The 13,976-nt window shown below is 38.7% G+C and carries 9 protein-coding genes and 1 riboswitch; of the genes, 3 read left to right on the top strand and 6 right to left on the bottom strand.

From position 1 onward, the window contains the following. The first annotated feature begins 51 nt into the window (after positions 1 to 51). Positions 52 to 2,082, top strand: a complete 2,031-nt coding sequence (locus R2Q77_RS15320) for a glycoside hydrolase family 65 protein (RefSeq protein WP_316804600.1) — start codon at positions 52 to 54, stop codon at positions 2,080 to 2,082. Positions 2,083 to 2,138: 56 nt separating this feature from the next. Here the strand turns inward: R2Q77_RS15320 and R2Q77_RS15315 are convergent, their stop codons facing one another. The 6 genes from R2Q77_RS15315 to murQ all read right to left on the bottom strand — a co-directional run bounded on the left by R2Q77_RS15315 (position 2,139) and on the right by murQ (position 10,806). Beyond that, the gene (locus R2Q77_RS15315; protein ID WP_316804599.1) at positions 2,139 to 3,530 is read right to left on the bottom strand and encodes a pyridoxal phosphate-dependent decarboxylase family protein; all 1,392 of its coding nucleotides are present in this window, start codon (positions 3,528 to 3,530) and stop codon (positions 2,139 to 2,141) included. A gap of 15 nt (positions 3,531 to 3,545) precedes the next feature. After that, entirely contained in the window at positions 3,546 to 4,499 is a 954-nt protein-coding gene (metF, locus tag R2Q77_RS15310) for a methylenetetrahydrofolate reductase [NAD(P)H] (RefSeq protein ID WP_316804598.1), read from the bottom strand. A gap of 41 nt (positions 4,500 to 4,540) precedes the next feature. After that, positions 4,541 to 8,224 carry a methionine synthase gene (gene metH, locus R2Q77_RS15305; RefSeq protein WP_316804597.1) on the bottom strand — a complete coding sequence of 1,228 codons (3,684 nt, stop codon included), beginning with the start codon at positions 8,222 to 8,224 and terminating at the stop codon, positions 4,541 to 4,543. Between the two features lie 117 nt (positions 8,225 to 8,341). After that, positions 8,342 to 8,446: riboswitch (SAM riboswitch) on the bottom strand. Positions 8,447 to 8,561: 115 nt separating this feature from the next. After that, on the bottom strand, positions 8,562 to 9,305 hold the full coding sequence (locus R2Q77_RS15300) for a Bax inhibitor-1/YccA family protein (RefSeq protein WP_316804596.1): 744 nt from the start codon (positions 9,303 to 9,305) through the stop codon (positions 8,562 to 8,564). A gap of 40 nt (positions 9,306 to 9,345) precedes the next feature. Then, on the bottom strand, positions 9,346 to 9,912 hold the full coding sequence (locus R2Q77_RS15295; RefSeq protein WP_316804595.1) for a hypothetical protein: 567 nt from the start codon (positions 9,910 to 9,912) through the stop codon (positions 9,346 to 9,348). A gap of 81 nt (positions 9,913 to 9,993) precedes the next feature. After that, positions 9,994 to 10,806, bottom strand: coding sequence for an N-acetylmuramic acid 6-phosphate etherase (gene murQ, locus R2Q77_RS15290; protein WP_316804594.1), 813 nt, complete (start codon positions 10,804 to 10,806; stop codon positions 9,994 to 9,996). Positions 10,807 to 10,996: 190 nt separating this feature from the next. On the opposite strand from murQ, the gene R2Q77_RS15285 reads away from it, so the two are divergent. Further along, positions 10,997 to 12,601 (top strand): S41 family peptidase, encoded by a 1,605-nt coding sequence (locus R2Q77_RS15285; protein WP_316804593.1) that lies wholly within the window; start codon positions 10,997 to 10,999, stop codon positions 12,599 to 12,601. Positions 12,602 to 12,770: 169 nt separating this feature from the next. Beyond that, positions 12,771 to 13,904, top strand: coding sequence for a histidine decarboxylase (locus R2Q77_RS15280; RefSeq protein ID WP_316804592.1), 1,134 nt, complete (start codon positions 12,771 to 12,773; stop codon positions 13,902 to 13,904). Positions 13,905 to 13,976 lie beyond the last annotated feature (72 nt).

Here is a 13,976-nt window from a genome sequence, read left to right as displayed (position 1 = left end):
GGCACCATTGCCAGACTCATTTTTATTAAATCCATTTTCTTTATAAAACACATGAAAAAAATAATTACACTCTTTTTGCTTGCTTTTTTTTGCTTCGGGTTAAAAGCACAGGATCCGTGGAAAATTAAGCCTGCTCAAATTGATCTGAATAATTATTATGGTATAACTGTTGGTAACGGGGTAATTGGTGTGGTATCATCCGCTGAACCTTTTAAAGTTAAAGATGTTGTGTTGGCGGGTGCCTACGATACTTATGGGCGGGGAAGAGTGAGTAACTTTTTAAAGGGGTTTAACCTGTTAAATATGTTTATCGAAATTGATGGCAAAAGACTGGATGCTAAAAACATTCAGAATTTGCGGCAGGAACTGGATATGCAACATGCTTCTTTTACCACTACCCTGGATTATGGCAACAAGGCAACAATCAAATACACTTATTATGCGCTGCAACAACTACCCTACTCGGTATTAATGGATGTAAGCATTACCGCAAAACAAGACCTTAATTTAACTGCTGCAAGTGTAATGGAAACCCCGGATGCCTTGCGTGATGTACAAAATTATTATAATGAGATTGACAGGCCACATGTTACCTTAAGTTTATTAACCTCTACAGCAAAAAGCCCTACAGGTAAATTGCAGCTTTGTGCTTCAAACAGTTTCCTTTTTAATGAAATGCATGGCAATGAGCCTAAGATTATCCATGAGATGTGGGATAATAACATGCACCTAATGAAATTTAGCAAAACACTTAAGGGTGGCTCTATTTATTCTTATTCGGTTGTGGGCAGCACCATTACATCTGCACAACATGCCGATCCTTTAAACGAAGCCGAAAGATTAACTATTTTTGCAAAACTGGAAGGAAGAGAGAGGTTAATTAAATTTCATAACCAGGCCTGGGATAAATTATGGGAATCTGACATTAAAATAGAAGGCGATTTGCAGGCTCAACAGGATGTACACAGCATGTTGTATCATTTAACTTCTTTCTCAAGAGCAGGAACCTCAAATTCTCTTTCGCCAATGGGTTTATCGGGTTTAGGATATAACGGGCATGTGTTCTGGGATACTGATATATGGATGTTTCCGGCTTTGCTGGTTTTACACCCTGATATTGCAAAATCGCTTATCGAATATCGCTTTGAACGCCTGGAGGCAGCGAAGCGTAATGCTTTTTCACATGGTTATAAAGGAGCGATGTACCCATGGGAAAGTGCAGATACCGGTGTTGAAGAAACGCCTGTATGGGCATTAAGCGGTCCTTTTGAGCATCACATCTCAGCTTGTGTAGCGTTAGCGGCCTATAACTATTTCAGTGTAACTCAGGATACCGTTTGGCTAAAAGAAAAAGGCTGGCCAATATTATCCGCTACTGCCGATTTTTGGGCAAGCCGGGTAGAACGAAACGGGCCTGGTAAATTCGACATTAAAAATGTAGTTGCTGCTGATGAATGGGCAGAAAATGTAGATAATGATGCTTTTACCAATGCTGCAGCCAAGGCTAATTTACTTAATGCCACAACGTTGGCCAAAATATTAGGTTTAAAACCGAATGCAGACTGGAATTATGTTGCACAGAACATTCCAATCCTTAAATTGGAGAATGGGGTAACCAAAGAACATGAAACCTACAAAGGCGAAGGCATTAAGCAGGGTGACGTTAATCTTTTGGCTTATCCGCTTAAAGAAATTACAGATAAAAAGCAGATTGAAAAAGATTTGGCGTATTATGAAACCAGAGTTCCAACAGAAGGAACCCCTGCCATGACCCATGCTATATTCTCCCTTTTATATTCGAGGTTGGGCGATGGAAAAAAAGCTTATCATTTCTTTAAGGATGCCTATGAGCCTAATTTAAATCCGCCTTTCAGGGTAATTGCCGAAACAAAAGGCGGTACAAACCCTTACTTTGCCACCGGCGCAGGTGGTGTGTTGCAGGCTGTATTAATGGGCTTCGGGGGATTAGAAATTACACCCGCAGGCATAATACAAATTAAAACACAGCTTCCACCAAACTGGAAATCTATAAAAATTACAGGTGTTGGGGTTGATAAAAAAACATACAGTAATGGGCAGTAAACTGCAATTATAATCTTATCCAACTGAGGCACGAAACAGAGCTTCAGTTGGATAATTTATGAACAAACTATTTTATTCATTTCTGCAATAACAATTTCTATATCTTCTTGAGTTGTACGCCAGTTTACAAATGCTGCTCTTAAACCTTTTTTACCATTATAAACTGTGGGCGTCATAAAAACTTTACCAGTTGTATTCAACTGATTGAGAAAGTTGCCGACTAAATTTTCTTCCGTTAAAGTAAAGCAAACGGTATTTAACCTTACCGGCGCAAGCAATTCGAAAGAAGTATTTTCTTCAATAAAACCGGCGAAAAGCAAGGCCATTTCCACATTATTTTCTACAATATCCCGGTAGCCCTTTTTCCCATAGCTGATTAATGTAAACCAGGCTGGCAATGCTTTTAAACGCCTTGAGTTTTCGGGCAAAAAATTAAGGTAACTAAAATTCTCCAGGGGATCTCCGAGATAAGCTGCATTAGAATTTTGGAAGGTTTGCACTTGCAAAAGCTGGTGTTTTTCCTTTATAAAAAACACTGCACTTTCATAAGGTACGTTTAACCACTTGTGGCAATCCACGGTAATACTATCGGCAATTTCCCAGCCATTAACCAAATGGCTGTATTTAGGAGAACAAGCTGCAAAACCACCAAAAGCAGCATCAATGTGCCACCAGAAATTATATTTTTCTTTCAGTTTGGAGATGGTTTTAAAATCATCAAAATCTACTGTATTTACGGTTCCAGCACTTGAAATAAGGATAAAAGGTTTGCCATCGAGTGCAATAATTTTATGTTCTAAATCTTCTATATCAATAGCTTCTCTGTTTCCTTCTGCGGTTTGTAATTGGGTAAAATTATGACTTCCAAGCCCCAGCATGGCTAAAGATTTCACCGATGAAGAATGTGGCGTGGCCGACAAAACAGGAATTGCACCTGATATTCCATTTAAGGCAAAATCTTTTCCGCTTTGCTTGCCTATCCATTGCCTGGCCACCGCCAAACAAGTAAAATTAGACATGGTTGCCCCGGTTACAAAGCCGCCAAAAAAATCATTTGGTAAATTGAAAAGCGACAGCAAAAGTTTAATCGTTTCTAATTCGATACGGGCCGAAACATCACCATTTCCTTTTACCGACTGTGTATTTTGATCATAAACAGCAGTAAGCCAGTCGCCAGCTATTGCAGCAGGTGTAGTTCCACCGGTTACAAAGCCCCAATATCTTGGCCCTGCAGCGGCAACGATAATTTCTTCGAAACGTTTATTAAACTGTGTCAGCGCATTAAGTGTGCCTATACCTTCCTCCTCCAGATCAGTTATTACCTGAACCTCCTGTTGTGCAAAGGTAGACCGTTCATGAATGTTGTTTAAAAAATCTATCCCCTGGTTTTTAACCTGTTCCAATATGGATTCTATCGATTCCAGATCATTTTTTAAATGTTTATTCATACGAAAGTTGTCAACTTAAAATATTGCCTTTGCTATTCTTTTGGTTGGTTCAGGATTACTCATTGTATAAAAATGGAGTACAGGAGCGCCAACTTTAATCAGCTCTTTACACTGCTCAATCATCCACTCTATGCCTACTTCTTTAACATCCTTTTCATTTTTACAGGCGTGTACCGCTTCACTTAATTCATCCGGCAAATCAAGGTGAAAAATTTTAGGTAAACTGATTAATTGCTTTGATGAGGTAATTGGCTTTAAACCGGGTATAATAGGTACGTGAATATCATTTTCACGACAAAGCTTTACAAAATCAACGTATTTCTGCACATCAAAAAACATCTGGGTTACAATAAACTCTGCGCCCATTTCTATTTTTTTCTTCAGGTATTTAAAATCTGTTTTTAAATTTGGAGCCTCAAAATGCTTTTCCGGATAACCGGCAACGCCGATGCAAAAATCCGTTTTAAAAGCATCATGATCTTCGTGAAGATAATGGCCATTATTCATATCCGTAACCTGCTGAAGTAAATCTGAAGCAAATGAATGCCCGCCGGGAGTAGGTACAAAAGAAGAATCTGCATGGCGTGCATCGCCACGTAAAACTAAAACATTATCAATTCCTAAAAACTGTAAATCAATTAAAGCATTTTCAGTTTCTTCTTTGGTAAAACCTCCACAAATTAAATGCGGTACTGCATCCACTTTATAGCGGTTCATAATGGCTGCACAAATGGCTACTGTACCTGGCCTTTTACGGTAAGAAACTTTTTCAAGCAAACCACTGTCGTGTTGTTTATAAATGAAATCCTCTCTATGGTAAGTTACATCAATAAAAGGCGGATTAAACTCCATTAACGGGTCTATCGCTTTATAAATTTCATCAATACTTTTCCCTTTTACTGGTGGTAAAAGTTCAAAAGAGAAAAGGGTTTTACCCTCAGAATTTTGAATATGGTCTGTAATTTTCATAACCCAAAAGGGGCTTTAGTTTGGTTTCTTATTTATTCTTCTTAGTAAGCTAAATTGGGGCTTAACCAGCGTTCTACTTCTTCAACTGACATTTCTTTACGAATGGCATAATCATCAATCTGGTCTTTGGTAATTTTTCCAAGTCCAAAATAACGCGATTGAGGATGTGCAAAGTAAAAACCGCTCACTGCTGCGGTTGGATACATGGCGTAACTTTCCGTCAGGCGTAAACCTATTTTATTTTCGGCATCCAGTAATTCAAATAAAGTTCCTTTTTCGGTATGCTCCGGACAGGCGGGATAACCCGGTGCCGGGCGAATGCCTGCATATTCCTCTTTAATCAGCTCCTGGTTACTTAATTGTTCTTCTTTGGCATAACCCCAAAACTCTTTACGTACTCGTTCGTGCATACGCTCGGCAAAGGCTTCTGCTAAACGATCAGCAAGTGCTTTTGCCATAATACTATTATAGTCGTCGTGATTTGCTTCAAATTCAGCAACCAATTCATCAACACCAATACCGGTTGTTACGGCAAAACCACCAAAATAATCCTGTATTCCACTTTCTTTTGGTGCAATAAAATCTGATAAAGCATAGTATGGTTGTCCATCTACTTTTTCAGCCTGCTGGCGAAGGGTATGTATGGTTACAACTTCCGAATCCGGAGACTGATGTTTAGCATCATTAACTGTAAGTTCAATATCGTCACCTACCGAATTTGCCGGCCAGAAACCAATAACTCCCCTTGCAGTAAATAATTTCTCGTCAAGCACTCTTTTTAACAATTCCTGGGCATCATCAAAAAGCTTTTTAGCTTCATCACCTACATTCTTATCATCAAATATTTTAGGGTAGCTTCCACGAAGTTCCCAGGTATGAAAAAATGGTGTCCAATCAATATAAGGAACCAGTTCTTCTAATGGATAATGATCAAAAACCCTGGTCCCGGTAAATTCAGGCACCGGAAGATTTGGTTCAAAATCTATTTTAAATTGATGTTTACGAGCTTCTTCAATGGTCTTAAAACGTTTATCAGATCGTTTATTTAAATGGGCTTCGCGGGCTTTTTCATATTCTTCTTTAATCTGGCTAATGTAAGTGTTTCTGGTTTCTCCATTCATTAACGTGCTGCAAACCGTAACACTTCTGGATGCATCGAGCACATGAATAGCCGGTCCCGAATAATTTGGGGCAACCTTAACCGCAGCGTGGATTCTTGAAGTAGTAGCCCCACCCAGAATTAAAGGAATGGTAAAGCCCTCACGTTCCATTTCTTTGGCAAAATGAACCATTTCATCTAAGGATGGTGTAATCAATCCACTCAGGCCAATAATATCCGCATTAATTTCTTTGGCTTTTTTAATAATGTCTTGCGCCGGAACCATAACGCCCATGTCTACAACTTCGAAATTATTGCAGGCTAATACAACGCCTACAATGTTCTTTCCGATGTCGTGTACGTCACCTTTTACGGTGGCCATTAATACTTTTCCGGCAGATGAACTCTGATCCTGATCCGGATTATCAAGTTTTTCCTGTTCAATAAATGGTAATAAATAAGCAACTGCTTTTTTCATTACACGGGCAGATTTAACCACCTGCGGAAGAAACATTTTCCCTGCCCCAAATAAATCACCAACGATATTCATACCGTCCATTAGTGGCCCTTCAATAACCTGAATTGGTCTTTGGTAAAACTGACGGGCTTCTTCAACATCATCATCAAGATATTCTATCAAACCCTTTACCAATGCATGCGATAATCGTTCCTGAACCGTTCCTTTACGCCATTCTTCATTTTTAACGATTTCCTTACCTTTGGATTTTACAGTTTCGGCAAATTCTACCAAACGTTCCGTGGCGTCATCTCGGCGGTTTAAAAGCACATCTTCTACCCTTTCCAACAATTCTGGCGGAATTTCCTGATACACTTCAAGCATCCCTGCATTTACAATGCCCATATCCAAACCAGCTTGTATAGCATGGTAAAGGAAGGCCGAGTGCATGGCTTCACGTACGGTATTATTCCCTCTAAATGAGAACGAAATATTGGAAACTCCTCCACTAACTTTGGCATGCGGCAGGTTTTCCTTAATCCAACGGGTTGCATTTATAAAATCGACAGCATAGTTATTATGTTCTTCTAACCCTGTAGCTACGGTTAAAATATTTGGATCGAAAATGATGTCTTCAGCAGGAAAACCAACTTCATTCACCAAAATATCATAACTTCTTTTACATATCTCTGTCCGGCGCTCGTAGTTATCTGCCTGGCCCTTTTCGTCAAAGGCCATAACTACAACAGCAGCACCGTAAATCATAATTTTCCGGGCACTTTCTTTAAACTTCTCTTCTCCTTCTTTTAAAGAAATTGAGTTTACAATTCCTTTGCCCTGCAAACATTTTAAACCACATTCAATTACACTCCATTTAGAGGAATCGACCATGATGGGTAATTTCGAAATATCAGGTTCAGAAGCAATCAGGTTTAAAAACTTAGTCATTGCGGCTTCCGAATCCAGCATTCCCTCATCCATATTTACATCGATGATTTGAGCACCACCTTCTACCTGCTGGCGTGCAACTGCCAGTGCGGCTTCATAATCGCCACTTAAAATGAGTTTGGAAAACTTAGGAGATCCTGTAATGTTGGTTCGTTCACCAATATTTACAAAAATACTTTCGGGTGTAATGGTTACGGGTTCTAAACCGCTTAAACGCATATAAGGCGCTAAAGTTGGGATTTTACGTGGCGCAGATTTACGGGCATTGGCAGCAATACAACCAATATGCTCGGGCGTAGTACCACAACAACCACCTACAATATTAACGAAACCAGAATGAATAAAATCATCAACCAAGTGCGCTGTTTCATGTGGTTGTTCATCATAAGCGCCAAATTCGTTTGGTAAACCTGCATTTGGATAGGCCGATACATAACATCCTGCTTTAGCAGAAAGCTCTTCAATGTGCGGGCGCATATCTTTTGCCCCAAGCGCACAGTTAAAACCAATACTTAATGGTTTGGCGTGGATAACCGAATTTAAAAAAGCTTCGGCCGTTTGGCCTGAAAGCGTTCTGCCGGAAGCGTCAGTTATCGTTCCAGAAATCATAATTTCAAGCTTACGCTCAACAATTTCTTCGTATTTTTTTATGGCTGCAATGGCTACTTTAGCATTCAGGGTATCAAAAATGGTTTCGATTAAAAGTACATCAGAACCGCCATCAACTAAACCACGAACCTGTTCATAATACGCATCGAAAAGTTCATCGTAACTAATGGCCCTGAATCCTGGATCATTAACATCAGGCGATAAAGATAAAGTACGGTTGGTTGGACCTACCGCACCGGCTACAAAGCATTTCCGATCGGGATGCTGCGCCATAAATTGGGCGGTTGCCTCCTTGGCTATTTTTGCACCTTCGTAACTCAGTTCATAACTCAGCTCTTCCATCTGGTAATCGGCCATGGAAATCCGCTGGGTACTAAAGGTGTTGGTTTCTATAATATCTGCACCCGAACTTAAATATTCAAGGTGTATGGTTTTTATAATATCCGGACGGGTTAAATTGAGTAAATCATTATTACCCTTAACATCACAGGTGTGATCCTTAAAGCGTTCCCCTCTAAAATCCTCTTCGGTTAATGTATAGCGCTGAATCATGGTGCCCATCGCTCCATCAATCACTAAAATACGCTTTTCTAATTCTTCTCTTATGCTCATTTGTCTTGTAAAATGTGGGATAAAACAGAAAACAGTAAGATCATACATCTTCCGCTTAACGGTTTATATCTCCAAAAATGGCTTATTTAAAAAGCAGGTACACGATTGTACTTCCTAAACTTATCTTTCTCCTGATATGATCAGGAATAGAATTTAGCACCTTGTTGGCACAGGTTGCTAAGACTTCGTTGGGTCTAATCCCTCCGTCTTTCTTAATAAGCATACAAAAATGCAACAAAGCAACATCAATTCCAAAAATTATCGCCTTGTTACCAAATAAAATTACAAAGGCCATGCAAAACTGCACGGCCTTAAGAATATTGTTCTGTTTTAAAGATTATTTCCTGCTTCCGAAAATACGAAGTAAGAAAAGGAAAATATTGATAAAATCTAAATAAAGATTTAATGCGGCCATGATGGCTAACTTTTTAGTATCTGCTGAAGGGATAGCTTCTCCACTTTCTTCGATACCCATTCCAATTCTTTTAATTTTCTGAACATCATAAGCGGTTAATGCAGTAAATACGGCAATACCAATAAATGCCATTACTAAACTAAATTGCTCACTTTTAATGAACATGTTAATAATGCTTGCAATGAATATACCTGCAACGCCTACCATTAATATTGGCCCGAATTTGCTTAAATCGATATTGGTTGTATACCCCATAAAGGCCATGATGCCAAAAATACCAGCTGCAGCTGCAAAACAGGTAATTACTGATGTGCCGGTGTAAACTAATAGGATAAAGCTTAAACTAACGCCTAAAAGCAGAGAGAAAAGCACAAAAACACCCAACAAAGCGCCATATGATAATTTGTTAAAACCAGCGCCCATAAGTAATACTAAACCTAAAGGTGCAAACATGGCAACGTAACCTAAACCGGTTCTTTGTCCTGTTTCAAAATTGATTAATTGTCTTAAAGCTGCATCATTGCCTGAGATATAAATTGCCGCTAATGTAGATAGCGAAAGGGCTACAAACATCCATAAAAATACATTTGCAAAGAATTTTTTAGAAACCGTCTTTTCCTGAACGAAAACACTGTTGTCTTGATATTGATAATTTTGTTGTTCCATTTTTAATTTGTGTTATGGTAAATATTATAAAAATAAATATTTAGTTCAATCTTTTTGTCAGCAATTCTTCAACTTTTTTAAAGAACTGTAAAGGTTTTAACGTACGCCAGGGCATATCATCAAAAGCACCACCAAAGTTAATGTAATAATCGATACTGTTATCTCTAAACTCGCTAATTACATGTTCGCTAAAATTAACGCCAACAATCCAGCCTTCATCAACTTCCTGAAACCACTCTTCGTAATAACTATCATCTGATGCGTGAAAATTTAATACATTTTCGCCAATCAGGATAAATTTATTAATTCCCTCGTCCATCATCAGCTCTATAATATCACGTTTTAACAACATAATATCATTATTTATGGCATCATTCCATTCGCCTATAAACTCTATAATGGCGTAGCTACAGTCGTAATCCGCAAAAAGCACTTTCATATAAAGCGTGCTTGAACCAAATTCGTCCCATTGCGGATGCAGTAAAAAATTATATATCTGCTTATCAAAATAAAGTTCAGAATATTCGGTATTGAAAAACGGCGACCGTTCATCTTCTGCCGAAATGTATTCATCTCTCCATTGGTAATAAGGTTCTATCTCGTGCATAATTGATTTTTGAATGTGTAACCGGTAAAACCTGTTGAATAAGCGAACATTTAATTGCTATCGCAACAACCGGTTATTTTATCACTTTTTAATTGTTGCAGCTTCTACCGCTTTACGCACGCTACCATATTGGTTTAATAAATTTGCAGCTTCATCGTAATTAATATTCAGCTCATCCATTACCATTTGGGTACCGCGATCTACCAGTTTATTATTGGTTAACTGCATGTCGACCATTTTATTGCCAACAACTCTACCCAATTGAACCATTACTGTAGTACTCAGCATGTTTAAAACCAGTTTTTGTGCAGTTCCTGATTTCATACGTGTTGATCCGGTAACAAACTCTGGACCCACCACTACTTCAACAGGAAAATCGGATTCAGCAGCAATTGGGCCGCCGGTGTTACAAACAATACAACCGGTTAAAATTCCATTTTTACGTGCCGTATTTAAGCCACCAACAACGTAAGGCGTTGTGCCCGAAGCAGCTAAACCAACTAAGCAATCTTTATCGCTGATCTTAAATTCCTGCAAATCCTTCCAGGCTTGCTCTTCATCATCCTCGGCAAACTCTACAGCTTTTCTAATTGCGGTATCTCCACCTGCAATAATACCCACAACCCAATCAAACGGAACGCCATAAGTTGGCGGGCATTCAGATGCATCTACAACCCCTAAACGACCACTTGTACCAGCACCTATATAAAAAAGACGACCGCCTTTTTTCATTCTATCAGCAACTGCCGATGTTAGTTTTTCTATTTGAGGCAAAGATTTTTCAACTGCATAGGCAACAGTTTTATCTTCGTTATTAATGCCCTGCAGAACTTCCATTACCGACATTTGTTCGATGTGATTGTAATTGGATTCTTGCTCGGTTACTCTGTTCATAAATATAATTTTGATAAAATTCGGTAAATTCTTTCTAAAAACTACCTTAAAAAATTAAAAATCTGCAAGCAATAATTTAACGAAGCGCCGCATCCGGTTAAATTATGTTAAAAAGTATAAACAAAATGCATGAAAATGGGGTTAAAAAATTAATCAACCCACTAATTTTCATAAATTTGCAAGGTCGCCGATGAAAAAGAATACCCGTAATAATCTTCTGATTGCCATTAGTTATACAATCATTCTGATTACTGGAATGGTGCTGGGCATTAAATTCATAAAGGATCAGGGATTCAGCGTGCAAAAAAATCCTCAACTCACAGCAAACAACACCGAAAAACTGGATGAAATTCTACACATCATCAATAAAAATTACGTTGATGACATCAATACAGACTCGCTCCACAACCTCCCTATTGACAGCGTTTTACATCAGTTAGATCCGCACAGCATTTATCTTCCACCAACTGACGCACAAGACATGGAAGATAACCTGGAAGGAAACTTTGAAGGTGTTGGTATTGAATACTATATGCTTAACGACACGATGATGGTAACGAGCGTAGTTAAGGATGGGCCTGCTTACCAGGCAGGGATAAAACTTGGCGATAAAATTTTAAGTATTGATAGTACAGTAATTAGTGGACGAAACTTACCTAAGGACCAGATTACAGGCCGTTTTAAGGGAAAATCAGGTACAGGTGTTAAAGTGGTTTTATTGCACACCGGAAGTTTGCAACCAAATAAACTAATGGTAACCCGCGGCAAAGTAAATATAAGCAGTATTGATGCTGCTTACATGATTAATAACGAAACCGGCTATGTCCGCATCAGTAAATTTGGCGCCAATACCGATAGCGATTTTGCAACAACTGCTGCAAATCTAAAATCAAAGGGAATGAAAAAACTCATTCTGGATCTTCGTGATAATGGTGGCGGATATTTTAGTGCGGCAACGGGTTTAGCAGATCAGTTTCTTCCTGAAAATAAATTAATTGTTTACACTGAAGGTAAACACGAGCCACGTACCGATTACTTTTCTACGGGAACAGGGGCTTTTCAACAGGGCAAATTAGCCATTTTAATTAATGAAAATACTGCTTCTGCGAGTGAAATAGTTGCCGGTGCTATTCAAGATCTCGGACGCGGAATTATTGTTGGCCGCCGTTCATTTGGCAAGGGCTTAGTACAGGAGCAATTTGCTTTTGGCGATGGCTCGGCCCTAAACTTAACCATTGCCAGATACTATACGCCTTCTGGTAAAAGTATTCAGAAATCTTACAAAAAAGGATACGACGCTTATAAACATGAGCTGGATGATCGAATGACAGACGGAGAGTTAACCGGAGATCGTACTTCGTTCCAAGATTCGGTAGAAAAACCTGACGCAGCTAATCCTTCGGTAATTAAACAAAAAATTATTGGTGGCATCAGGCCTGATGTTTTTGTAAGATTAGATACTGCTGGTTACAATAAGTTTTACAGCAACCTGGTAAGTAAAAAAATATTAGCGGATTATGTTTTTAATGTTTTAACCAATAAATATAGCGCAGCTTTTGTGGAGCAAAACATTAACATATTTAACATTAACGATAACGATTTTAAAGACTTTATTGGCTTTATACAGCGCAAAAATGTGCCGATTGATCGTTTACAACTTTATAATGCTAAGGGTGTCATCCAAAACGACCTCAAGGCTTTGCTTTGTCGCTATTACCTTGGTGATGTTGGCTATTATAAAGCCATAAATCAAAATGATAATGCCGTTAAACAGGCGCTTGCTAATATTCAATAGGCAAACCACATTATTCTGGCAATACATTATGTTTAAGAACGGAGAAAAGAGCAGCTAAAACAAAATATTAACCTAATAATAGAATTAAATTCAATATAATATTCTAATTTAACTCAATAAAAAGATATTATATTTCGATTTCATAACTTTGTAATTCAACATTACAAATATGGAAACGAACAATTTATCTGTAGAAAATCAGGAAATATTAAATGCTCTACTCGAAAAAGTCAAGGAACAAACCAGCTTGTTTTTGGGCTACCCGGTTTCTAAAGATTTTAATTACCAGGATTTAGCAGCGTTTTTAAAATACCCGATGAATAATCTTGGAGATCCATTTGTAACTTCTACTTATGGTGTTGGATCGCGCGAGCTTGAAAAAGAAGTTGTTCAGTTTTTTGCCGAATTATTCAGGGCACCAGCAGATAATTGGTGGGGCTATGTAACCAACGGTGGTTCGGAAGGTAATTTGTACGGTTTATACCTTGCCCGCGAACTTCATCCAAAAGGCATGGTTTATTATTCTGAAGCTACACATTACAGCGTACAGAAAAACCTCCACCTGCTAAACATGCCAAATATTGTAATCAGAACGCAGGAAAACGGTGAGATTGATTATGAAGATTTAGAGCATACCATTAGGATGAACAGGCACATGCCCGTAATTATTATGGCCAACATTGGCACCACCATGACAGAGGCACGTGATGATGTAGCTAAAATTAAAACCATCCTTAAAAGATTAGCCATACAACATTATTATATCCATGCAGATGCAGCCCTTTCGGGAACTTATAGCGCTTTAATTGAGCCACGGCCTGCCTTCGACTTTGAAGATGGCGCGGATAGTATTGCCATTAGCGGACATAAGTTTTTCGGCTCCCCTATGCCTTGTGGGGTTGTTATAGCAAAAAAATCTAACCGCGACAGGATTGCGCGTTCAGTTGCCTATATTGGGAGCGTAGATACAACGATAACAGGTTCAAGGAACGGACACAGTCCGTTGTTTTTATGGCATACCATTAAACGGCTGGGAACAGAAGGGCTAAGAGAAAGAGCCATGCACAGCCTTAATATTGCCGCATACACTGAAGCAAAACTTAAAAACCTGGGCATTGCAGCCTGGAGAAATCCGAATGCCATTACCGTTAATTTTCCAACGCCTTCTTTAGATATTTGCAAAAAATGGCAGCTTGCTGCAGAAAATGGGAGTTCGCACATTATTTGTATGCCGAATGTTACCAGCCAACATATTGATCTTTTTATTGCTGATCTGGAAGCAGAGATGGCCGTACTTTTTTAATTGGGGATAGATTAAAACTTTTAAATGACCTTAATGTTTTACAGCAATCTTAACTTTAAGTAAATCATTTAA

The sequence above is a fragment of the Pedobacter nototheniae genome, assembly GCF_032678625.1.
GTDB lineage: Bacteria > Bacteroidota > Bacteroidia > Sphingobacteriales > Sphingobacteriaceae > Pedobacter > Pedobacter nototheniae_A.
Note: the sequence above shows the minus strand (reverse complement) of the source record. Positions and strands in the feature narration are given on the sequence as shown.